Source organism: Moorena producens 3L, assembly GCF_000211815.1.
Classification (GTDB): domain Bacteria; phylum Cyanobacteriota; class Cyanobacteriia; order Cyanobacteriales; family Coleofasciculaceae; genus Moorena; species Moorena producens.
This window is the reverse complement of record NZ_GL890906.1, coordinates 1-22,258: the sequence shown is the minus strand read 5'-3', so window position 1 is coordinate 22,258 and position 22,258 is coordinate 1. Positions and strand designations below refer to the sequence as shown.

18 protein-coding genes, 1 tRNA gene and 1 pseudogene are annotated in these 22,258 nt (G+C 43.7%); 13 read left to right on the top strand and 7 right to left on the bottom strand.

Features of this window, described 5'->3' with window-relative positions:
• The first annotated feature begins 215 nt into the window (after positions 1–215).
• The gene (locus tag LYNGBM3L_RS13685; protein ID WP_008184067.1) at positions 216–2,051 is read left to right on the top strand and encodes an aspartate kinase; all 1,836 of its coding nucleotides are present in this window, start codon (positions 216–218) and stop codon (positions 2,049–2,051) included.
• 109 nt (positions 2,052–2,160) lie between these two features.
• Here LYNGBM3L_RS13685 and LYNGBM3L_RS47355 read toward each other — a convergent pair whose 3' ends face one another.
• From LYNGBM3L_RS47355 to LYNGBM3L_RS13670, 3 genes and pseudogenes are all read right to left on the bottom strand, one after another.
• On the bottom strand, positions 2,161–2,346 hold the full coding sequence (locus tag LYNGBM3L_RS47355; protein ID WP_044493128.1) for a hypothetical protein: 186 nt from the start codon (positions 2,344–2,346) through the stop codon (positions 2,161–2,163).
• Positions 2,347–2,454: 108 nt separating this feature from the next.
• Positions 2,455–2,979: pseudogene (locus tag LYNGBM3L_RS13675) on the bottom strand (ExbD/TolR family protein); the annotation flags it as partial.
• Between the two features lie 15 nt (positions 2,980–2,994).
• On the bottom strand, positions 2,995–3,633 hold the full coding sequence (locus LYNGBM3L_RS13670) for a MotA/TolQ/ExbB proton channel family protein (RefSeq protein WP_008184062.1): 639 nt from the start codon (positions 3,631–3,633) through the stop codon (positions 2,995–2,997).
• Positions 3,634–4,403: 770 nt separating this feature from the next.
• Between LYNGBM3L_RS13670 and LYNGBM3L_RS13665 the strand changes: the two genes are divergently transcribed.
• Positions 4,404–4,700, top strand: a complete 297-nt coding sequence (locus LYNGBM3L_RS13665; RefSeq protein WP_008184057.1) for a YkvA family protein — start codon at positions 4,404–4,406, stop codon at positions 4,698–4,700.
• A 218-nt stretch (positions 4,701–4,918) separates the two neighbouring features.
• On the opposite strand, the gene LYNGBM3L_RS13655 is transcribed toward LYNGBM3L_RS13665, so the two are convergent.
• Positions 4,919–4,991, bottom strand: a tRNA-His gene (locus tag LYNGBM3L_RS13655).
• A 238-nt stretch (positions 4,992–5,229) separates the two neighbouring features.
• On the opposite strand from LYNGBM3L_RS13655, the gene LYNGBM3L_RS13650 reads away from it, so the two are divergent.
• From LYNGBM3L_RS13650 to LYNGBM3L_RS13635, 4 genes are all read left to right on the top strand, one after another.
• Complete coding sequence (locus LYNGBM3L_RS13650; RefSeq protein ID WP_008184053.1) at positions 5,230–5,616, top strand: DUF4359 domain-containing protein; 387 nt, start codon at positions 5,230–5,232, stop codon at positions 5,614–5,616.
• A gap of 13 nt (positions 5,617–5,629) precedes the next feature.
• Complete coding sequence (locus LYNGBM3L_RS13645) at positions 5,630–6,547, top strand: sugar kinase (RefSeq protein ID WP_008184050.1); 918 nt, start codon at positions 5,630–5,632, stop codon at positions 6,545–6,547.
• A gap of 87 nt (positions 6,548–6,634) precedes the next feature.
• The gene (locus tag LYNGBM3L_RS13640) at positions 6,635–7,684 is read left to right on the top strand and encodes a YheT family hydrolase (RefSeq protein ID WP_008184047.1); all 1,050 of its coding nucleotides are present in this window, start codon (positions 6,635–6,637) and stop codon (positions 7,682–7,684) included.
• A 60-nt stretch (positions 7,685–7,744) separates the two neighbouring features.
• The gene (locus LYNGBM3L_RS13635) at positions 7,745–8,647 is read left to right on the top strand and encodes a ChaN family lipoprotein (protein ID WP_008184044.1); all 903 of its coding nucleotides are present in this window, start codon (positions 7,745–7,747) and stop codon (positions 8,645–8,647) included.
• 360 nt (positions 8,648–9,007) lie between these two features.
• Here the strand turns inward: LYNGBM3L_RS13635 and LYNGBM3L_RS13630 are convergent, their stop codons facing one another.
• Positions 9,008–9,835 (bottom strand): inositol monophosphatase family protein, encoded by an 828-nt coding sequence (locus LYNGBM3L_RS13630; protein WP_044493139.1) that lies wholly within the window; start codon positions 9,833–9,835, stop codon positions 9,008–9,010.
• A 236-nt stretch (positions 9,836–10,071) separates the two neighbouring features.
• On the opposite strand from LYNGBM3L_RS13630, the gene ccmS reads away from it, so the two are divergent.
• Entirely contained in the window at positions 10,072–10,500 is a 429-nt protein-coding gene (ccmS, locus tag LYNGBM3L_RS13625) for a beta-carboxysome assembly chaperone CcmS (protein WP_008184040.1), read from the top strand.
• A gap of 409 nt (positions 10,501–10,909) precedes the next feature.
• Here the strand turns inward: ccmS and LYNGBM3L_RS13620 are convergent, their stop codons facing one another.
• Both LYNGBM3L_RS13620 and LYNGBM3L_RS13615 read right to left on the bottom strand, forming a co-directional pair.
• Positions 10,910–11,200: a cupin domain-containing protein gene (locus LYNGBM3L_RS13620; RefSeq protein ID WP_008184039.1), complete on the bottom strand. Its 291-nt coding sequence runs from the start codon at positions 11,198–11,200 to the stop codon at positions 10,910–10,912.
• A 370-nt stretch (positions 11,201–11,570) separates the two neighbouring features.
• Positions 11,571–12,188 carry a vWA domain-containing protein gene (locus LYNGBM3L_RS13615; protein ID WP_008184037.1) on the bottom strand — a complete coding sequence of 206 codons (618 nt, stop codon included), beginning with the start codon at positions 12,186–12,188 and terminating at the stop codon, positions 11,571–11,573.
• Positions 12,189–12,789: 601 nt separating this feature from the next.
• On the opposite strand from LYNGBM3L_RS13615, the gene LYNGBM3L_RS40610 reads away from it, so the two are divergent.
• From LYNGBM3L_RS40610 to LYNGBM3L_RS13590, 6 genes are all read left to right on the top strand, one after another.
• The gene (locus LYNGBM3L_RS40610) at positions 12,790–13,197 is read left to right on the top strand and encodes a fatty acyl-AMP ligase (RefSeq protein ID WP_161603162.1); all 408 of its coding nucleotides are present in this window, start codon (positions 12,790–12,792) and stop codon (positions 13,195–13,197) included.
• Positions 13,198–13,299: 102 nt separating this feature from the next.
• Positions 13,300–15,081 (top strand): fatty acyl-AMP ligase, encoded by a 1,782-nt coding sequence (locus LYNGBM3L_RS13610; protein WP_008184034.1) that lies wholly within the window; start codon positions 13,300–13,302, stop codon positions 15,079–15,081.
• A gap of 182 nt (positions 15,082–15,263) precedes the next feature.
• A complete protein-coding gene (locus LYNGBM3L_RS13605) occupies positions 15,264–16,229 on the top strand; it encodes an acyl-CoA desaturase (RefSeq protein WP_202799201.1) in 966 nt (321 codons plus the stop codon).
• Between the two features lie 136 nt (positions 16,230–16,365).
• Positions 16,366–16,668, top strand: a complete 303-nt coding sequence (locus LYNGBM3L_RS13600) for an acyl carrier protein (RefSeq protein WP_008184030.1) — start codon at positions 16,366–16,368, stop codon at positions 16,666–16,668.
• Between the two features lie 430 nt (positions 16,669–17,098).
• Positions 17,099–20,875: a type I polyketide synthase gene (locus LYNGBM3L_RS13595; RefSeq protein ID WP_008184028.1), complete on the top strand. Its 3,777-nt coding sequence runs from the start codon at positions 17,099–17,101 to the stop codon at positions 20,873–20,875.
• 41 nt (positions 20,876–20,916) lie between these two features.
• A partial coding sequence (locus tag LYNGBM3L_RS13590; RefSeq protein WP_008184026.1) for a class I SAM-dependent methyltransferase occupies positions 20,917–22,258 on the top strand: 1,342 nt, incomplete at its 3' end.

Genomic DNA, 22,258 nt, shown 5'->3' with positions numbered 1-22,258 from the left:
CCGTCAGTGGTCAGCCGTCAGCCATCAGCCGTCAGCCTTTAGCTGAAAGCACCTCAAGTAGCACCTCAAGTAGCGCATAAGCTGATAACTGTTCGCGTAGCGTGCGCGTAGCGCTTAAACTGATAGCTGATAGCTGATAGCTGATAGCTTACATTACGATTAACTCAATCCTGGAAACGGGAGTCAAACAAAGAAATAAATAGTGGAATAAGCTTATGTCGCTAGTTGTCCAAAAATACGGTGGTACCTCGGTGGGCTCTGTGGAACGCATACAAGCCGTTGCCCAGCGAATTCTCAAAACAGTCCAACAAAACAATTCCGTGGTAGTGGTGGTCTCGGCTATGGGTAAGACTACCGATGGTTTGGTACAACTAGCGAAAGCCATCTCCCCTAATCCGTGTCGTCGGGAAATGGATATGCTGCTATCCACCGGTGAGCAAGTGTCAATTGCTCTATTATCCATGGCTCTACAGGAATTAGGGCAACCGGCTATTTCCCTAACTGGCGCTCAAGTAGGTATTGTAACAGAAGCTAAACACAGTAGCGCTAGGATTCTGCAAATCGAAACCCAGCGGTTGGAGCGGTGTTTAAACGAGGGGAAAGTTGTAGTCGTTGCTGGTTTCCAGGGCATCACCAGCACTGATGAATTAGAAATCACTACCCTAGGTCGGGGTGGCTCTGATACCTCAGCCGTAGCCCTAGCCGCATCACTGGGGGCATCTCGGTGTGAAATTTATACCGATGTACCGGGGATATTAACCACTGACCCCCGGATCGTACCGGATGCTCAACTGATGCCGGAAATTACCGCTGATGAAATGCTGGAATTAGCTAGCTTAGGGGCAAAAGTCCTCCATCCCCGTGCCGTAGAAATTGCTCGCAACTATGGCTTAACCTTAGTAGTCCTATCCAGCTGGAGCGATGAGCCTGGCACTAGAGTAATTTCCCCAAGCTCTCCCCCCCGTTCCTTAGAGGGATTAGAAATTGCTCGACCAGTCAATACCGTAGAATATGACACCGACCAGGCAAAAATAGCCCTATTACGAGTGCCCGATTCCCCTGGTGTAGCAGCACGGTTGTTTGGTGAAATTGCAGTTCAAGACCTAGATGTGGATTTGATTATCCAGTCAATTCACGAACAGAATACTAATGATATTGCCTTTACCGTCAATACCGCTATTATCAATCGAGCTGAAGCAGTAGCCGAAGCCATTGCTCCCGCCCTGCGTCGCCAAACCACCCCCGATACCCAAGAAGCAGAAGTGATGGTCGGTAGGGATATTGCTAAAGTCTCGATCACTGGGGCAGGGATGATTGGACGTCCTGGGGTTGCAGCTCAGATGTTCCAGGCTTTAGCCGATGCTGGTGTCAACATTGAGATGATTTCCACCTCCGAAATCAAAGTCAGCTGTGTGATTGATGCTGTCGAATGCGATCGCGCGATCGCGGCCTTGTGTAACTGTTTCGATATCAACAATACCCCCATTCATCTACCCATTCCCCCTGAAGCAGGAAATAGTGACCACTCAAGGGAGATCACCCATCCCCCGGTTCGAGGTGTAGCCCTAGACATCAACCAAGCCCGTCTAGCCATTCGCCAAATTCCCGATCGTCCAGGCATGGCAGCCAAGATATTTGGAACCTTGGCAGAGCACAATATTAGTATTGATATGATTATCCAGTCCCAACGCTGTCGAATCATTAATGGAATTGCCACCAGGGATCTTGCCTTCACAGTACCTCAAGCCGAAGCAGAAATGGCTCAGAAAGCCCTACAACAGATGGCACCAGTGATTGGGTGTAGCGAAATTCTCCTGGATGCCGATATTGCCAAAGTAAGTATTGTCGGTGCTGGCATGGTTGGACAACCAGGGATCGCAGCACAGATGTTTGCCGCCCTAGGTTCGGAACAAATCAATATTCAAATGATTGCCACCTCAGAAATTAAGATTAGCTGTGTTGTTGCCCAAGACCAAGGAGTGCGAGCATTGCAAGCTATTCATAAAGCCTTTGGTCTTGCTGGAAGCCAAAAAATTGAGGTTCCAGCTTAGGAATCTAGAACGGGAAGAGTGTGGGGAGTGTGGGAATATAGGGGAGTGTGGGAAGATAGGGAAGTGTGGGAATATAGGGGAGTGTGGCGAGAGAAGTAGTTTTCAATAATTAGGTATAGTTAAAGACATAGTCTTGATCCAAACCGCGAGTGGTTTGATTTCTGTGTGGGTCACCTGTGTCAGTACCTTGAAAGCCTCGTGGAAAATAGGGATCCCCCCTAACCCCCCTTAACAAGGGGGGGACACAACCGTTGCTGATCTGACTCCCTGACTCCCCATCCCCCCATCTCCCCATCTCCCCATCTCCCCACACTTCCCAGACTTCTCAAAAACCTTATTTCTTATTGGTAGATCCAGGCAAGAACTTTAATATGTCATTAATCGAATCGGAGGAGTTTTTTCCAGGGGAGTTGAAGTTAGGGACACCTGTTCCCGATGGTAGGGAAGGAATAAAGTCAATGGATTGACCTGAGGATCCCGGTAGAGTAGCTAGGGCTACGCGATCGCCTCCCACTTGTCGTAGCACATCCAATACCTGAACGACCTCGTTGTAACTGGCCTCCTTGGAAGCATAAAGCGCCATCAACCCATAAGGATTAGTTTGACGATATGCTTGCAGTTTCTTTTTGAACTGCTCTTGAGTTACCACTGGCTCTTGTTCAACGTAGAGTTGACCAAACTCATTAAGGCTAACCATTAAGATTTGCCGTCCTTGAGCCTTAGCAGTACTTGCCTTAGGCAAATCCACGCTCAGGGCTTGCTGGCGAGATAAGGTAACAGCTGCCAAAATGAAAAAGGTCAGAATACAAAAAATCACATCAATCAGGGGAACAATCTCAACCCGAACCTCTTCCGGCGAGCTATCCATTCGCAGTCTTAGAGGACGGATTGCCATCGGGGAACTAGCTGAATCCTTTTTTTTATTCATAGATATGTCCTTGGACTAAGAGCTTTCTTCTTGTTGTAACCAATATTGTCGATAAAGCAATTCCAACTCGCTTCCGGCTTTGCGGAACACTTTAACTTGGTTAAACCAAAAAGCCTGAAATAGTCTATAGAAGGCCAGACTGATAATCGCCACAATCAAACCTGTAGCTGTGCTAATCAGTGATTCTCCAATCCCCTGAGTCACCCCATCGGTGGAAGCTGTTCCAAGGTCACTAATGCGAATGGAACCCAATGAATTAATCAAGCCCAACACTGTACCGAGTAATCCCAACAATGGTGCTAGAGCAATCACAGCTTCCAGGAGTTTGTCCCCCCGTCGCATAGCAGCTAATTCATCATCCGCAGCCGACTCTAGAGCCAGCCGGAATACTTCTGGGTCAGGATTATTCAGTCGTAAAGGAGCATACAAATATCTACCGATGGGTTGTCGGCGTGACTCTAGGGCAATCTGTCTAGCAACATGCCAGCTACCAGCTGCTGCCTCTAGAACACGATTAACAATTATGCCTTCCCTCAACGCTATAGTTGCCCAAAACCAAATCCGTTCAAAGATTGTACCCATAGTCAGGATCGATAGAGCCAACAGAGGCCACATGGCGATCCCACCTTTTGCAATAAGTTCGACAATATCCACGACTTGCCCTTACTTCCAAATAACTCAGTGGTCTATCAATCTTCTATTGATTTTCAACCACTTACCAAGAAACTGATCCTATTCTCCACGAGTTAACTGATTAGGTCAGGAAATTTACACTTGGACTTTAGCACATCCGGTACAGAGTGTCTTAGCTAGTCCAGGCAGTGTCGGGAGTGTGGGGGGAGATGGGGAGATGGGGAGATGGGGAGATGGGGAGATAGGGAAGAATTTCATTTCCATGGGGCTAAGGTCTGATCACCATAACCAAGTTCCATATTAGGGAAAGCCTCAATTTTTGGTTTCAGCTACCTAAGTCCTAAAATTTCTAATTCTAGTAAAAACTCTAATCAAACGGGTGGTTATCCCCATAGTCGGTTTCTGGAAGAATCTGGCACTATAAATAGTAGCTATAGAGTATTGAGCTGTTGTTTGGTACCTCAGAGCCGGATATTTCCCCAGTCCGGTCTATAGGCAAAACCGCTTGTGCGGTTGCTTCGCTCTCCGGAGAAATCTTAAAAAGAGGTGCGACCCAAGGCCGCGAGGGATTGCTCGCGGCCTTGGAGGCGCGCACCTATCTGGCCCTTGGGGATAACGAGTTTGGCTGGTCTCGGCTGATTAGCATTTAAAACCAGTCCTTTCTTGATGCAGTCGCTCATGGGGGGAACCCCCGCGTGAAGGCGCTGCATCGCTTAAACCATTAGTTGGAGGTGTGGCTTTCTTACCCACGTAACTTGCTATGGGATGAGGTATTCAGCCGCAAATATTTGATGAACAATCCAATTCAATCTTTTTACAACTGGTATCGCAACACTATCCGCCATTCCAAGTACCGGTGGTGGATCATCTTGGGGACCCTAGTTTACTTTCTTAGCCCCATTGATATTTCCCCAGACTTTATTCCCATCCTTGGGCAAATTGATGATATCGCAGTTATAACCCTGCTGGTTTCGGAGCTGTCTCAGTGGCTAATTGACTTTGCCAAAACCCGCCAAAGCGAAAAAATTGCCAATGACACTCAAGACCCTGAAGTCAAGACTGTGGATGTAGACTCTATTGGTGTCTAGTCAAGGGTCTTGAAAGGGTTAACGCAGAAGTGATTATGTGAATTTACTTCTGCATTTTTTTGGCATTGCTGAATCTTCGCGCTGAATAGGAGTAGAGTGGGCATTCTGCCCGCCTGGGAATTGAAACGGGCAAGATGCCCATTCCACAGCAGGATCCCCGTTCTACCAAGATGCCGGAAAGTTGAAACAGCCAAGATGCCCATTCCACGGACTTTTAGGGCGAACGACGGGACTCGAACCCGCGAGTGGTGGAACCACAATCCACTGCCTTAACCACTTGGCTACGCTCGCCATAATCTTACCGTTGTTGATTATAGCATCTTATTTGTGGGTTTATCAACAATCTATGAAATTTTGATGGGTTTATGCTGATTCCGTCAGTTCTGAAGTTTGCTGACAATTGCTGCAATTGTCTTGCCCTGAGGGACTTCCATCAAACATGCAAGACGTTACCAGTATTTTGCAGTTAATCTGGAACTCGAAGGCTTAATAGCCATCTTAATATACAATATACCGTTAAAAAATTCAGATGAAGATTTCACAGGTTGTCACCGCTTTTGGCACGATGGTGCTGGCGGTGGTGGGAGGCTCAATGGTGGTGACCAATCCTGGACAAGCTACCTATGAAGATTATGCGGTTGAGCAACTGAGCAAGTATCTAAAAGAAGAAGTTTGTCCCCAAGCACCGGAAACCCTAGGCAGTTTCCTGCGCCGTCAGTGTACCATCCTGGTGGATACAGGGCGACCTCAAATTAAGCAAGTTGTTGCCCAGAGCACAAAGCGAGAAAATTTTCTGCTCTTTAGTATTTACCGCACTGACCTGGATGTTAGTACGCTGATCCCTTCATACTCCTTTGAAACTGTAGGGATCTGTCAACAATTTTACCTTTACAAGGCTGATGAACAATCATACTAAGGGTAGTTGTTAGATGGCGAGCACTGGTCTTTTTGTGGGGATGGTTACCTTAGACCTGGTATACCTCAGCACCAAGCTACCAAGCAGCAATGAAAAAATAACTGCCTCTGACTATACGGTAGCGGCTGGGGGACCAGCGACGAATGCAGCAGTAACGTTTAGCTATCTGGGAAATATAGAGGTGCGACCCAAGGGCGATTTACTCGCCCTAGGAGGCGCGCACCTATCTAAAATTTTAGGTGTGGTGGGAATTAACCCGATTACTAAGCTAATTCGCAGCGATTTGACCAGTCATGGCGTAATCATCGCTGACCTTGATCCAGCTAACCCCCAACCGCCACCAGTATCTTCTATCATTGTTACGGAATCCACAGGCGATCGCGCAGTTATTTCGATTAATGCTACTAAAATCCAAGCCAGCACTACACAAATACCTCAGGATTTAGACTTGATGGTGGATGTGGTGCTCATTGATGGTCATCAGATGGTGGTTAGTAATGCGATCGCAAAATTTGCCAAAACTCATCATATCCCTGTAGTCATCGATGGGGGTAGCTGGAAGCCAGGATTTGAAACAATTTTGCCCTACGTTGATTACGCAATTTGCTCAGCCAATTTCTATCCACCAGGGTGCTGTGGTCAACAAGAGGTGATGGCTTATCTCCTAGACGCTGGGATTCCTCACATTGCCATTACCCAAGGAGAAAAACCAATTCAGTATCGCAGCTTAGGAGTGTCCGGTGAAGTACCCGTACCCCAGATTCAAGCAGTAGATACTTTGGGAGCTGGGGATGTGTTTCACGGTGCCTTCTGTCACTATATTCTACAGAAAGAGTTTACTGATGCCCTAGGCGCAGCAGCAAAGGTAGCTACCAATTCCTGTCAGTTTTTTGGGACTCGTCGGTGGATGGAAAAAGATATCGAAAATTAGAGCAATAAATTTTTGTCTGCCCACACCGATGGGGAACTAGAACGGCTTATACTCCTATCTGTAATCTACAAATAGCTACGAAACCTGATGCAAGACTACCAAGCTCCCTGGTACCTAAGAAATGGCTTATTTCAAAGTATTGCTACAACTTACTGGTACGGCAAAACCTGGAGTTGGTGGGGGGAAAAAGTACCTTGGCTTTCCCATTTGCCCCTGATTCCCTGGCAGGAACACATATTTACTGGTGCGGATCAGGTACCGTTGCGCGGATTGTGGAGTTGTCCTGACAATGCCAAAGGGACCCTGATTGTTAACTATGCCCTTACAGGGGATGTCGATAGTGGTTGGTATAGTCGTACCCTTGCTCGTAAAGCCTACAGTAATGGTTGGGCAGTGTTAATTTATGATTGGCGCAGTAACGGACGCAGTGCACAACTATCCCCAGTCCCATCTTCTGACGGTTGGCGAGAAGGGGAAGATCAGTTGCAGCTAGCCATGGAATTAGTAAAGATGGGTTGCCCAGAACCTGTCGGTTTGGTGGGCTTTTCCATGGGGGGACAGTTGGCATTGTGGGGACTTAAGGCCGCAGTTGAAAACAATTGTTCTCTGGTCAGGTTTGGAGCAGTTTTGGCTCCTAATCTGGAATCGAATCGCTCCATAGATTATTTGCTATCTACGCCAATGGGACGTTTGATCGAAAAGAGGTTCACTCATAAACTCAGGAAAATAGCTCAACAACGGTTAGAAAACTTTCCTGAGGCTGTTAAACCTGGTGTAGTGGAGTGCATTAACTCAATGCGGAGCTTTGACCACTATATGGTGATTGATTACTACGGGTTTGCTAGCGTTAATGAATACTATCAGAAGACTAGTGGACTTTACCTGTTGGACAGCTTAGCTTTGCCCTATTTGATCATCTATGCTGCGGATGACCCGATTTTTGACCCTACTATTATTCCAGAATTGGAAGAGCGAACGAGTAGTAATCCCTATGCCAACTTGATTTTAACTCCCCAAGGGGGTCATGTGGCTCACATTAGTACAGGCAAAGGTGATGTGGATGAATTTTGGGCTTTGAATCGGCTTTTGGAATTTTGTGATAGTAAATCAATTCCTGGCAATCCTGAATCACGTTAAGCTAAACATGACCAGTAAACATGACCAGTTGGATTTTTGAGTAGCTATTATCACTTTTATATGGGCACACTTACCAAAGTCGTTGTTTATTCCCTAGGAATTTTATTTCTCTGTACTACCCCAGTTTTTGCTCAACATAAACAACATAATAGTTCAACTGCCACTAGCCAGCAACAACAAATAGAAACGGTTAATCTACTATCTCTACCGGAGGTATTAGCGGAATGGAAAAAAGCCCGGGTTATCTATTTAGGAGAAACTCACAATAGCACAAAAGATCATGAGGCGCAGTTAGCGATTATTGAAGCACTAACCCGTGAAAATTCCAAAATTGCGATCGCAATGGAAATGTTCCAGCGCCCAGCTCAAGATATCCTGGATCAATACCTAGCCGGGGAAATCACAGAAGCTGAGTTGGTTAAGCAAAGTGAGTATGAACAACGCTGGGGCTTTCCTTGGGAATATTATGCTCCCCTAGTACGGTTTGCTAAAACCAATCAACTGCCTGTGTTAGCCTTAAATACACCCACTGAGGTCACTCGTAAAGTAGCCCGTAGCGGTTTAGAGAGTTTAACCTCTGCTGAGCAGGAACATATTCCGCCACTATCGGAAATTCGTACAGATAATGCTGATTACCGCAATCTGATTCAAGGATTTTACCAACAACATCACCACGCCGGTCATAGCAATAGTCTCAACTTCGACAATTTTTTCACTGCCCAAGTGTTATGGGATGAAACCATGGCAGAGAAGATTGCTTTGTTTGCCCAAGCTAACCCAGATTATCAAGTAGTAGTGATTGCTGGGCAAGGTCATATTATCTATGACTACGGTATACCCAGTCGGGTTGCTCGACGATTCAATCATCAGTTGGAACAAATTTCCGTTTTGTTGGGTGCTCAGCCAGAGAAACTGGCAGGAGAAAATGCGATCGCAGATTATTTATGGGAACATCCCTTTTGAATTAAGAATGTAGAATGTAGAATGTAGAATTTAGAATTTAGAATGTAGAATTGGGAATTTAGAATTTAGAATTTAGAATTTAGAATGTAGAATTGGGAATTTAGAATTTAGAATTTAGAATTGGGAATTTAGAACTTATAATTCTACATTTGGCCTTATACATTCTGCCTTATACATTCTACATTCTGCCTTATACATTCTACATTCTGCCTTATACATTCTACATTTGGCCTTCTTAATTCTACATTCTACATTTGGCCTTATACATTCTACATTCTTAATTCTACATTCTTAATTCTACATTCTACATTCTACATTCTTAATTCTACATTCTTAATTCTACATTCTTAATTCTACATTCTACATTCTACTTGCCTTATCCCCAAGAAACTCTACCAAGGGCTTAAACACACTCACTAATTCCGGACGTGCTGCAACTAGAGTTGGAAACGACCGCTGACCGTAATCTTGGCCTACTTCTAGGGGGAAAATTGTCTGAGAATCTAGGGGTACCCAAACTGCCCCAGCTGCGTGAATAATCACCCAAGCTCCAGCAAAATCCCAAATTTTCGGGGTGGCTTCCACTCCTCCTAAGGTGACACCGTTGGCAGTGGCGAGAAAGTTGTAACTGGCAACCCCTAGCATCCGAATTTTGCAGGGGAAGGGTTGCTTCATTACTGAGGTACTACGGGCGCACAGGTTGAAAAAGTGGTTTTGGCTAGGGGAATCCTGGCTGCTGTGGATGGGGCGTCCATTGAGAAAAGCACCGTTTTCGACACCTTTTAGCTCCGATTTCCCAAGCCAAAAACCATGAAAAGATTGCTGGACAGGAGCAAAATGAATGTAACCAAACACTGGAGTTCCCTGATACAACAAGCCTAAGGAAACCCCCCACAGGGGAATTCCTCTAGTAAAGTTGGTGGTGCCATCAAGAGGGTCAATAATCCAGCACCATTCAGACTCAGGAAATTGGTGGGATGCTTCTTCACTCAGTACGCCGTGGCTGGGGAAATGAGATGCGATCGCATCTCTAATTTCTTGATCTGCCCACCTGTCCGCCTGGGTCACTAACGTACCATCGGCTTTTTCGGACCCTTGTACCTGACCAAAGTCCCGGAGGTGCCGATTACCGACACGGTTTGTGGTGTCCTTGGCAAAGTTGAGAATATCTGTCCAAAAATCATTCATATCAAGTCCGGTGGTGCGCGGTACCGGAAATGATATCATGGTGCAGCTGTCTAGTAAAAACCACCCATCTGCCTTAGTTTCTTGGGTTAGTTTTTGGTTTGTGTCGCTCTAGACAATCGGGATGTGAGTATAGCGTTTTCCATAGTTATGAGGTACACAGGATTTTTTCCCTGCTCCCTACTAACTGCTAACTAAAACCCATAACGAAAGTACCTCACCCAATTGATAAATAATATATGGACTTATTCGGTAGTAATCGGCAAGACTTAGCAATAAACAAGTGGCAACATCAGTTAGATAAGTTTGTTAAAGCCAATCAAAAAGAATTAGCTGCACTGGCTTGGGGGCTATTTCTGGAAAAAGGAGAAACTGATGAAACCCTCGGACTTGATATGAAACCGAAGCCACATTTTGTTTACTGTCCTAGGGCAGCAATAGAAACCCTAAATCGTCAGGTTAATAACCAAATTCAGGAAATTTTGGGAGTGGTGGATGCTCATAAACCTGAGCAGGAAGTTCTGATTATTGGTATTGGTAATGGACAGTTGAAACTGATTCAATTTGAACCTGAACTTTCACCACCGGAGTGCTTTATAGAAGTTGGGAAAGATGTCGATCAATTATTAGAAGAATTAGAGAAGCAGATGAGTGAAACAATAAAGTAGGCATATAGAGTAGGGATATAAATTCCGGTTAATCACTTCGTTTTTATTACCCCTACTCCCTAAAATCCTGGATCAAAGCCCCTCAAAATTCTGGCGTTGCTGATTATGGGTATGGTTTTGCCCCCCTAGGGTGTGTTTTCAAACTCGGAGATCCCCCGTTGGTCCCCCTTAAAAAAGGGGGACTTTGAGTATGGCTCCCCCCTTTTTTAAGGGGGGCTGGGGGGGATCATAATCTTGCGGAAAACTTTGAAAACACGCCCTAGCCCCCCAAGCGAGGGATTGCTCGCTTGGGGGGAACAAAACTCTTAAAGTCCCCCAAGCGAGGGATTGCTCGCTTGGGGGATTTAGGGGGCTTTAACTTTCACCAGATAATCGCGCATTCATTCCTTAATTCAGCAACGCCAAAATTCTAGCCAAATTGATAGTGTTTTCTAACATTAGAAATAATCTTCCAGGTGCAAGACATTCCAGCTGGGAAAGTGACCAAATCTCCTTTGGCAATTTGAACTGGTTCACCACCATCTGGCGTGACAACTACTTCACCTTCTAGTAAGTAACAAATTTCCTGTTCATCGTAAGTCCAGGGAAATTCCGAGACTTCCTTTGTCCAAATTGGCCAATTTGAGACACCCAAGTTATCAAGATGGTCTTGGCTAGGACGTTCAATCATAATTTTATTGATATTGGTTGGTGTAGACATATAGCGTTTGTATTTGAGTTGTGAACAGAATCCTTAGGTAAAGGCAAGAGGCAAGAGGCAAGAGGCAAGAGGCAAGAGGCAAGAGGCAAGATTTAATCAAGTCAAGTATATAGGTATTTTTGATAAAAAAACAAATGGTATTCCTTGTTTAAACTTATTGGGAAATGCTATAGTTTTTGCAACTTAACCGTGTTCATTGGTAAGCATTCATTTTCATCAAAGCTATCAGCTAATACCCATAAGCTGGTCAGCTATCAGCTATCAGCTATCAGCTTTGGGCCTGTGGCCAGGCTACTGGAGGTGCTTTTGAATAAAATAAGCTGAAAGCTCAAGGCTGACGGCTGACGGCTGACCGCTGATAGCTTACATCCTAATCATATAGGGCATCGAGCAAAAACTTAGTAATCTGACTTTCCTCCATAGCTGACAAAAGCTTAGTGTCGGCAATATCTAACTTAGCGCCCGCAGCATGTAAATCATCATCTAAAGCAGTTAGAAAACCACGAGTAATGGGGTCTTCCCCCACTTGGGCAAACATCACACCCAGTTCTTCCTGAGAATCCATCTTATTAGTTGCTGCCACTAGCAATTTGACTACAGCCATGGGTGGCTTTGGTTCACTATCCAGGATGACGATAATAATATCACCGTTTGCTTTTGTCTGCTGGCGGGATTTACGGCTAAAGTGGTCATCAAGTGCAACTTTGAGCGGCTCAACCACATTGATGCTGTCTGAACCATAGGGCTGCTCAAACAGGTCAACTAATGCCTGACTAGTGGTGTTGTCATATTTTTGATAGGGAGTAGATGCAATATAAATAGTGAGTCCATCTGGATCAAGTTCCTCACATTTCTTTGCCAAGGCGATAATAGACTCCTGAGCTAGCAACCACTGCTTGTCCAGTCCAGGCAGGGTTCCAAAATTTTTAGAGGCATTTCTTGCCAGAATTATGGTGTAGTCTCGGTTTTGCAATAGGTCTTGAGACACAGTTATCCTCTGATCTCCATTAGCATCTTATCCTAAGTTTTCCCAGAAATCCTGATCAGATCCAATCAGGAGTTGGGAGAGTCTGGTTGAAAATGTTATTTTTCTATAGCTTTTTCTATAGCTAAGGAGTCCCAGACAAGTAAAGTGGACTGTTAAGAGTTGGAAACTTTGGGTCTCGGAATAGGGAACAGCAACGGTTTGAGCAACTTCAAGTTTCTTAACACAGTTCAAAAAAAAAAAAATTAATAGCGTTTATATTAGTAATGAGATATAGAGCATTTTTTCCCTACTCTCTACTTCCTACTCCCTAAAACCTAGGACGAAAGTACCTTAATCAATGGATTACTGCTAGTGAGTACTCCTAGATGTCAGAGTACTTAGGTTTTATATATCTATAGGTGGGACGAGAGTCAAGCAGAATTTATTTACGATTAGGGTTGACAGGTTATTTTTTTCGTGCTAAATTTCTCATGGTGCCGAATTTCGTTGCCTCTCAAGGCTCAGAAACCTAAGTACACCTAAGTAAAGTTAAAACAGTAAAAAACTGTTGAAACGGAGCAAGTAAGCGTTGAAAAACGCTATCTACCAAGGAGGTTGAAACTTGAAAAATATCAGATTTTCAGACCTTGACGAGAAGTTTGACAATCTGGTAGAGTTGTGGCGCTTGAGAGCCCATTCTCAGCCTGAACAAATCCCTTATACCTTCAAGGAAAAAGGGGAAAAAGAAACTGCTCGTATCACCTATGAGGTATTAGAGCAACGCTCAAGGGCGTACGCCTGTCAGTTGCCGTCTCTGGGGGCAACGGGGGAACGAGCAATGCTCGCTAGTAGTACCACCAGGTATAGACTTCATTGCTGCTTTGTTTGGGTGCTTGTATGCTGGCGTAATTGCAGTGCCCACATATCCACCACCCCGACGCAGTCAAAATCTGTCTCGGTGGTTAGCGTACGCATACCTATGCAGAGGAAAGCACTAGAACAAAACCAAGTAATACCAGTCTGTAGCTAGGTTACAGGTGTCCGTAAGGTTATAGGTTGTGGTCAGCCATGGTTAGACCAGAAAATTGCGTACGTTATTGGCAAACAATAGTGGTGAATCCAAATTGAGTATATGAAAAATGAGCAAGAATTTTCTACTTTAATTGACCTTCTTCAATATCGCTCCCACTATCAATCTGCTCGAAAAGCTTACAGTTTCCTACAGAATGGGGAAAAAGAGGTAAATAGCCTAAGTTACAAAGAATTAGATGAAAAAGCCAGGGCAATTGCTGTAGAACTTCAAAAACAAGTAGATAGGAATGAAAGGGCTTTACTCCTATATCCACAGGGACTAGAATTTATCGCCGCCTTATTTGGGTGTTTGTATGCAGGAGTGGTTGCCATTCCGGCACCACCACCAGACCCAATTAGACTGAAGCGGACACTACCTAGGCTTGAAGCAATTGTCTTTGATGCCCAAGCTTCGGTAATACTTACTGATTTTTCCAAGTATTCCCAACTCAAAGAATCCACTTCTCAGTTGTCTTCAGAATTCCAAAGCATCAAATGGATAGTTAGCGATAAAATTCCTATTTCGCTATCACAAAAATGGCAAAAACCAGATCTAAATGGCGATACTCTGGCTTATCTTCAATACACATCCGGCTCCACTTCAACACCAAAGGGTGTGATGCTAACCCACAAAAATTTAATACACCACTGTAGTTACATAAAAGAAGCTTGGGGTTATACATCAGACAGTATCGCCACAACGTGGGTTCCCCATTTTCACGATTATGGACTCGTTGATGGACTAATCCAACCGCTATATTCCGGTATTCCCTGCTATGTGATGTCGCCCATCGCCTTCTATATGCGACCCATTCGTTGGCTACAGACAATTTCACGCTACCGAGTTACCCATAGTCAAGGACCAAATTTTGCCTACGAACATTGCCTAAGAAGAACCACAGCAGAACAAAGGGCGAATTTAGACCTAAGTAGTTGGCGTACAGCTAGCAACGGAGCCGAGCCAGTTCGCCAAGAAACAGTGGAAAATTTTATTGCCACTTTTGAACCATTTGGTTTCCGTAGGGATGCTCTTTATCCAGCTTATGGACTAGCGGAAGCAACTTTGTTGGTTTCGACTAAAAAACATGGGGAAAAAGCCAGGGTGTTGACCTTAGCAGCAGAAGCCCTAGAAAAAAATAAAATTGTAGTAGTATCACCAGCAGACAAAGATCAGGTAGTACGATTTGTAGTTAGCTGTGGACCTCCCATTGGTGGGATGAAAGTGGCGATCGTTAATCGAAACACTTTGAGAAAATGTCAACCAGATCAGGTAGGAGAGATTTGGGTCTGCGATCCTAGTATGGCTGTAGGATACTGGCATAGGTTAGAAGAGACAGAAAAGACTTTTCATGCAAACCTTGCCGAAAGTGGTGAAGGGCCATTTATGCGCACAGGGGATTTAGGATTTTTGAAAGATGGGGAACTATTCATTACAGGGCGTATCAAAGACGTGATTATTATTCGTGGTCGCAACCATTATCCCCAAGATATTGAATTGACCGTGGAAAAAAGTCACCCATCACTGCGTTCTAGTCATGGAGCAGCATTGGCAGTGGAGATTAAGGGAGAAGAACGTTTAATAGTGGTTCAGGAGGTGGAGCGTAGTTACCAAAAGACACTAGATCTAAATGAGGTAGTGGGAAATATTAGAGAGGCAGTTACAGACGAACATGATCTACAGGTGTATTCTGTAGTATTAATAAAAGCTGGGAGCATTCCTAAAACATCAAGTGGTAAAATACAACGCTCTGCTTGCCGAGTTAAGTTTTTGGAAGGAACATTAGACCAGTTGGAAGCCAGGGGAAAAGTGGCAAGTAAAAGACAAGCAGCGGTCTCCACTTAAATGGAGGTAGTTTTGATGGGTTGATTTGATAAAGATTGATGATATAATTTGATGGAATTTACCGAGATACCGCCAATTATGTAACCGGGAAAATTAGGCCCTAGATCCTTAGTATTAAACAGGTGTTATGGCCTTGTAAAAAATGAAAAAATTTAGAAAATGGTAACCAAGGAGACAGTTTGATGTCAATTCCAATGGATGTGACCAAAGAATCTTTTAAACCAGCCAAAACTCAAAAGTCAAAAACTATATTAAATGACTACATAAAAGGTCTCCAGACCAAACACTTTCTGTTGTACAATGTCATTCCAGCAATCGGAACAGTAATAGCGATCGCTTTACTATGGTGGTACCCGATCAGTAGCGTGGAAATAGGACTACTAATAGGAATGTGGGCATTGAGTATGATTGGGATGAGTTTGGGACTACATCGCTACTTTGCCCATCGTGCTTTTAAAACCAGCGAGACGATGAGAGTCATTTTAGCAATTCTAGGTTGTATGGGCGCTCAAGGACCTGTAGTCTCCTGGGTAGCAGTGCATCGTCGCCATCACGAGTACAGCGACCTGCCTGGTGATCCCCATTCCCCAAATCCCGAATTACTAGGGGAAGGAATATTTGGGAAATTACGAGGTCTGTGGCACGCCCATGTGGGTTGGCTAACAAACCACGAGTATCCTAACCCGATGTATTATGCGCCAGAATTGATGCGAGACAAAACCATTAGCAAGATTAATCGCCATTATGTAGTGTGGATAGTTTTGGGTCTGCTAATGCCAACTATTTTAGGAGGAATTATTCATGGCTCTTGGATAGGGGCTGTGGAAGGTCTTCTGTGGGGTGGATTTGTAAGGATGTTTGTGGTAGATAACTCCATTTTAAGTATCAATTCATTTTCTCATGCTTTTGGGACTCATCCTTTCGATAGTAAAGACCAGAGTCGGAACAATATTTGGGTGGCTATTCCTACTTTTGGAGAATCCTGGCAGAATAATCACCATACTTTTGAAAATTCGGCAGCGATCGGGTTAAAATGGTGGCAAATAGATTTAGGTTACTGCCTAATTTGGTTATTGGAAAAATTAGGTTTAGTTTGGGATGTGAAGTTGCCAAGCGCCAAAATGCTCGAAGCTAAGAAGTTAGCTTGATTGTTCAGAAGAAATAAAAATAGGAAACCTGAACAAGATTAGGAGGTGTAACTATCATTAATTGGTGAGAGCTGATGATAGTTACACGTATCGTCAATAATTTCAGTAAAATCTAGTAACTCCCCATCAATAAATTATGGAAAACTTAACCGTAGAGACCGAAAACCTGACTAGTGTAGATAATGGAAGTATAGAGAATAAGAATCAACCCACAGTAGATGAGGTTCAGGAGTGGTTGATTTCTTATCTGTCACAACTATTAGATCTAGAAATTGAAGAAATATCGACAAGTACTTCTTTTAATCGTTACGGTCTAGATTCTTCAGCCTCAATATCTTTAACAAGCGATTTCGGGGATTGGCTATCAAAAGAAATAGACCCAACAATTCTGTATAGTTACCCCACAATAGAAGCTATGGCAGAGCACTTTGGTGCATAATATTTGTTGAAATTCACTGGTGATTGCTGAGAGGATATCTGAAAAGTTTTTTGATCCTGAATTTTGCCCCCCTGACCCCCCAACTTTGGGGGAAACAAGAGTCAATTTGCTTCTAAAAGTCCCCCAGAGGGGGACCAACGGGGGCTTGGATGTAGCAAATGAGACTTCTCAGACAACCTCTGAGGGATATCTGATATATTCCTCAGCCATAGTGTAGCCAATAAATAGTTTGTCAGTAAATCACCTCTAACTGTATTAGATTAGTAATACAGATATTAATAAAAATTAATATTAAGTCTGAAAAAAAAATCAAATGTTAAAATAATTTTGGGGGATACATAGAGCTATAAACCAAAACTAAATTTTAAACAAATAATTTTAAAATAATTTATGTAAATAACAAATTCGAGAATAAAATAGTTAAATACCAATGAATAAAGAACCAATAGCAATAATAGGAATGGGATGTCGTTTCCCAGGAGCTAAAAATCCCGAAGAATTCTGGGAATTACTGTGTAATGGTATAGACGCAATTACCGAAGTGCCAGCTTCTCGGTGGGATAACGAATTATTTTATGACGCCGACATCTCCAAGCCAGGGAAAACGAACAGTCGGTGGGGTGGCTTTCTAGAGCAAGTAGATCGATTTGACCCGAATTTTTTTGGTATTTCTCCCCGAGAAACCCAAACAATGGATCCCCAACAACGGCTATTGCTGGAACTAGCTTGGGAAGCTTTAGAAGACGCTGGACAACCACCAGAAGAATTGGCAGGTACACCCACAGGGGTATTCATGGGGGTATCAAGCTTCGACTACTACGAACTCATCGCCCAAAATCCCAGTAACTTTAGTACCTATACAGGCACAGGTAACTTAAATTGTATTAACGCCAATCGCCTCTCATACTTTTTCGACTTCCATGGACCGAGCATGGCCATAGATACTGCCTGTTCTTCATCCCTGGTAGCAGTACACTTAGCTTGTCAAAGCCTGTGGAGTGGAGAATCTAGCCTAGCTTTGGTGGGAGGCGTACATATGGTGACATCGCCGTGGATGTCAGTAGCCTATGCCCAAGGAGGATTTATGGCTGCTGACGGTAGGTGTAAAACCTTTGATGCCAAAGCTGATGGTTATGTCCGCAGTGAGGGTGCAGGGTTAGTGATACTGAAACCACTATCTCTTGCCCTGGCTAACAGAGACCGCATCTATGCCTTAGTCAAGGGAAGCGCAGTTAACCAAGATGGATACAGCAACGGACTGACAGCCCCCAATCCCTTGGCACAGGAAGCGGTGTTACGGGCAGCGTACAAAAATGCAGGAGTTTCACCAGGTCAGGTTCAGTATATAGAAGCTCACGGGACTGGGACAAAACTGGGAGACCCGATGGAGATGAAAGCCTTAGGAGCAGTGCTTTCTGTTGGTCGTGCTCCTGGTGACTACTGTGCAGTCGGTTCAGCTAAAACCAATATCGGACATTTAGAAGCACCAGCAGGTATTGCCGGATTAATTAAAGTGGCGCTGTCACTTCACTATCGCCAGATTCCACCAAGTCTAAATTTCACTGAGCCGAATCCTTATATCAAGTTTGACGAAATACCATTGCGAGTACAGGAAACTCTGACACCTTGGCCAGAAAAATCAATGCCAGCGTACGCAGGTGTGAGTTCCTTTGGTTTTGGTGGCACTAACTCCCATGTGGTGTTGGCAGAAGTAGAGAACAAAGAACTCTTAATAGGGAACACGGAAGAAAAACGGTTAGAACGTCCAGTAAATCTGCTTACGCTCTCAGCGAAAACGGAAGAAGCTCTAGAACAGTTAGTGACCGGTTATGAGCACCACTTGAAAAAACATTCAGAATTGGCAATAGGAGATGTTTGTTATACAGCCAATGTGGGGCGTACGCATTTCAAATATCGCCTCGCTGTTGTCACCAAATCAACAGAGCAGTTACAGGAACAATTAAAGGCTACCGCAGAAAGAGAGGAAACACCAGGAGTTTTCAAGGGTCAAAAGATTGGTCGCAAGCGTCCTAAAGTCGCCTTCCTTTTCACCGGTCAAGGTTCCCAGTATGTAAATATGGGACGGCAATTGTATGAAAGTCAACCTACTTTTCGTCAAGGGTTAGATCAATGTGATGAAATCCTACGTCCGTATTTGGAACATTCGCTTTTAGAAGTACTTTATCCTCAAGAAGCACAAAACTCAAGTTCTTCTTTGCTAGACCAAACTGCTTATACCCAACCGGCTCTATTTGCTATTGAATATGCCTTAGCCAAGTTATGGTTTTCTTGGGGCATTAAACCAAATGTGGTGATGGGCCACAGTGTGGGAGAATATGTGGCAGCTTGTATTGCAGGAGTTTTCAGTCTTGAAGATGGTTTGAAGTTAATTGCCATGCGTGGCAGGTTAATGCAGCAGTTGCCTGCTGGTGGCAAGATGGTATCGTTGTTGGCATCGGAGGAGCGGGTCAAAAAGGCGATCGCGGACTATAGTTCCCAAGAGGGGTTGGAGAAGTCCGCTGTCAGCATTGCTGCCATCAATGGGCCAGAAAGTATAGTGATTTCTGGTGAGAGTGAAGCGATCGCAAGTATTTGTAGTAAACTAGAAGTAATGGGAGTTAAGACTAAACAGTTACAGGTATCCCACGCTTTCCATTCTCCTTTGATGGAGCCAATGTTGGCCAAGTTTGAAACTATAGCCAAACAAGTCACTTATAACAAGCCTCGAATCAAACTTATTTCTAATGTCACTGGCAAACTGGTAGGTGATGAGATCACTTCTGCTGAATATTGGGTTAACCATGTCCAGCAACCAGTGAGCTTTGCCCAGAGCCTGAAAAATACGTATCAAGAGGGTTGCAAACTGTTCCTAGAAATTGGACCCAAACCAATATTACTGGGGATGGGACGTCAATGTGTACCAGAAGATGTAGGAGTATGGTTACCATCATTACGTCCAGGAGTGGATGAATGGCAACAAATGCTCTCTAGCTTAGGACAATTGTATGTAAAAGGAGCCAAAATAGATTGGTCAGGGTTTGACTCTGACTATAGTCGTCAGAAAGTAGCATTGCCGACTTATCCATTCCAACGGGAACGTTATTGGATAGAAACCAACAACAACTTCTGGCCTAAACAGCAATTTTCAAAAGGGGAAAACCTCCATCCCCTATTAGGTCAAAAGCTAAATTGTGCAGGGGAACAACAAATATTTGCATCACAAATAGGAGAAAAATCACCCAATTATCTCAGCCACCACCGAGTATTTAATCAAGCACTATTTCCCACAACCGGCTACCTAGAAATAGCAATAGCAGCAGGAAATCACCAATTAAAAACACCCCAGATAGTAATAGAAGACCTAACCATAGGTAGAGGATGGATACTACCAGCAGGAGAATTGACAAATGCCCAAACCATACTCACCCCAACAGACAACCAAAGCTACAAGTTTCAAATATTTTCTCAACCAGAACAACAGGAGTGGAGACTCCACACCACAGGAAAAATCAGAAAAGAGTCAACCCCCCCTACTCAGACAAAAATTGACCTAGAAAAATACAAGAGTGAATTTAATCAAGCAATAGAAGTCAAACAACATTATCAAAAATGTCAACAAGTAGGGATAGACTACGGAAATAGCTTTCAAGGCATTCAAGAATTGTGGTCGGGTACAAACCAAGCACTAGCTTATATCAAACTCCCCGAAGAATTGATAACACAAACAAGGGACTATAATTTCCATCCAGCACTATTAGATGCAGCCTTGCAAGTAATATTTCAGGCACTCCCAGCAACAGATAGTGACCAAACTTATCTGCCAGTAGGAATAGAAGAATTCAAACTATATAAGAATCCCGGGCTGAGTCTATGGGCCTACGCATCAGTAACCAGTCCCGAAGTGAAAACTCCAGAAAGTTTAACGACTCTTGTCACCATAGTAACTCCTTCAGGAGAAATAATTGCCAACCTCAAAGGTTTACAACTAAAACTAGCAACTAAACAGACCCTACTGGGAACAGAAACCGAATCAATAGAAAATTGGTTGTATGAAGTAGAGTGGAGAAGCCAAGGTATTTTAGGTAAACTACTCCCTCCAGATTTCCTGAGACCTCCTGTAGAAATTGCCCAAAAATTAGCTCCAACTCTGACAGAATTAGTAACTCAAGTAGATCAGAAAAGAACAGGGTCTATGAAACAAGCTTAGAAGAATTAACTGTAGATTATATAGTACAAGCATTGCACGAAATGGGTTGGTCATACAAACCAACAGAAAGCTTTGAATTTGATGCAGCAGTCAAAAAATTAGGCATAGTTCCCAGTCAGAGACAACTGTTTAAGCGTCTGCTACAAATATTAACAGAGGTGGGAATACTCAATTATAATCAGCAGCAGTGGCAAGTGGAACAAACCTTAGCTCAAGTCAAGCCTACTGAAAAAAGCCAGAGTTTACAGAATCAATATCCAGAAGAAGCAGCAACATTGACACTACTGGAACGTTGTGCAAGTCAATTAAGTGGGGTATTACGAGGAGCAATAGACCCAGTTCAGTTAGTTTTCCCCCAAGGAGATTTGACCACAGCGACTCAACTTTATGAAGAGTCAACAGTAGCTAAAGTGATGAACACAATAGTAGAAAAATCCATCACCAAGGCTATAGAAAAATTACCTAAAAGCCGAGGCATACGGTTGTTGGAAATCGGAGCGGGAACAGGAGGGACGACCAGCTATATCCTGCCTCATCTAAATCCCCAGCAAACCGAATATATATTCACCGATATAGGGGCATTATTTACAGCAAAAGCCCAAGATAAATTCCAGGATTATCAATTCATTAGCTATCAAACCTTAGACATAGAAGTAGATCCGAAAAGTCAAGGATTTGAGGCTAATCAATATGATATAATTATTGCAGCCAATGTCCTCCATGCAACCACAATTATGAAGCAGACATTATCCCATGTGCGAGAACTATTAGCAGATGGGGGAATGTTAGTGTTGTTAGAAGTAACAACTGCTCAACGATGGTTAGATTTAGTATTTGGACTGTTAGAAGGATGGTGGAAATTCAATGATTATGAATTACGACCAGATTATCCTTTGCTGAGTAGAGACCAATGGCAAAAGGTGTTGAGAGAAACAGATTTTACCGAAGTAGTCACCATGCCAGAAGTGGAGGGAATGGCAGAAACATTGTCAGGGCAAACGGTAATTGTAGCTCAAAGCTCTCAAACGAAGTTAGAACAAACGAATGATGGTTCTAAGAGTTGGTTGATACTAGCAGACAAAGAGGGAATAGGTAAACAGTTAGCAAGGCAACTGAACTCAGTGGGAGAGGTTTGTACTTTAGTGTTTGCTGGAGAAAAGTATCAACAGATAGCTCCCGCAGAATTTACCATTAATCCCAACAACCTTGAAGATTTTGAGGAAGTAATAGAGACAGTAGCAGGGAAATCACCATCATTATATGGAGTAGTACAATGTTGGACGACGGAAGCCGGAGTGGGGCAAACTGTTAATTCTGAGGAGTTAGGAAGTTTGTCTAAGCTAGGGTGTGGCACAACTCTATCTTTAGTACAAGCATTGGTAA

Bases quoted from the DNA above. Each gene is read 5' to 3' on its own strand.
- LYNGBM3L_RS13600 (WP_008184030.1), top strand. From the start codon at position 16,366: ATGGAAAACTTAACCGTAGAGACCGAAAACCTGACTAGTGTAGATAAT.
- LYNGBM3L_RS13595 (WP_008184028.1), top strand. From the start codon at position 17,099: ATGAATAAAGAACCAATAGCAATAATAGGAATGGGATGTCGTTTCCCA.
- LYNGBM3L_RS13645 (WP_008184050.1), top strand. From the start codon at position 5,630: ATGGCGAGCACTGGTCTTTTTGTGGGGATGGTTACCTTAGACCTGGTA.
- ccmS (WP_008184040.1), top strand. From the start codon at position 10,072: ATGGACTTATTCGGTAGTAATCGGCAAGACTTAGCAATAAACAAGTGG.
- LYNGBM3L_RS13610 (WP_008184034.1), top strand. From the start codon at position 13,300: ATGAAAAATGAGCAAGAATTTTCTACTTTAATTGACCTTCTTCAATAT.
- LYNGBM3L_RS13605 (WP_202799201.1), top strand. From the start codon at position 15,264: ATGTCAATTCCAATGGATGTGACCAAAGAATCTTTTAAACCAGCCAAA.
- LYNGBM3L_RS13635 (WP_008184044.1), top strand. From the start codon at position 7,745: ATGGGCACACTTACCAAAGTCGTTGTTTATTCCCTAGGAATTTTATTT.
- LYNGBM3L_RS13650 (WP_008184053.1), top strand. From the start codon at position 5,230: ATGAAGATTTCACAGGTTGTCACCGCTTTTGGCACGATGGTGCTGGCG.
- LYNGBM3L_RS13630 (WP_044493139.1), bottom strand. From the start codon at position 9,835: ATGAATGATTTTTGGACAGATATTCTCAACTTTGCCAAGGACACCACA.
- LYNGBM3L_RS47355 (WP_044493128.1), bottom strand. From the start codon at position 2,346: ATGGGGAGATGGGGGGATGGGGAGTCAGGGAGTCAGATCAGCAACGGT.
- LYNGBM3L_RS13685 (WP_008184067.1), top strand. From the start codon at position 216: ATGTCGCTAGTTGTCCAAAAATACGGTGGTACCTCGGTGGGCTCTGTG.
- LYNGBM3L_RS13620 (WP_008184039.1), bottom strand. From the start codon at position 11,200: ATGTCTACACCAACCAATATCAATAAAATTATGATTGAACGTCCTAGC.
- LYNGBM3L_RS13640 (WP_008184047.1), top strand. From the start codon at position 6,635: ATGCAAGACTACCAAGCTCCCTGGTACCTAAGAAATGGCTTATTTCAA.
- LYNGBM3L_RS13665 (WP_008184057.1), top strand. From the start codon at position 4,404: ATGAACAATCCAATTCAATCTTTTTACAACTGGTATCGCAACACTATC.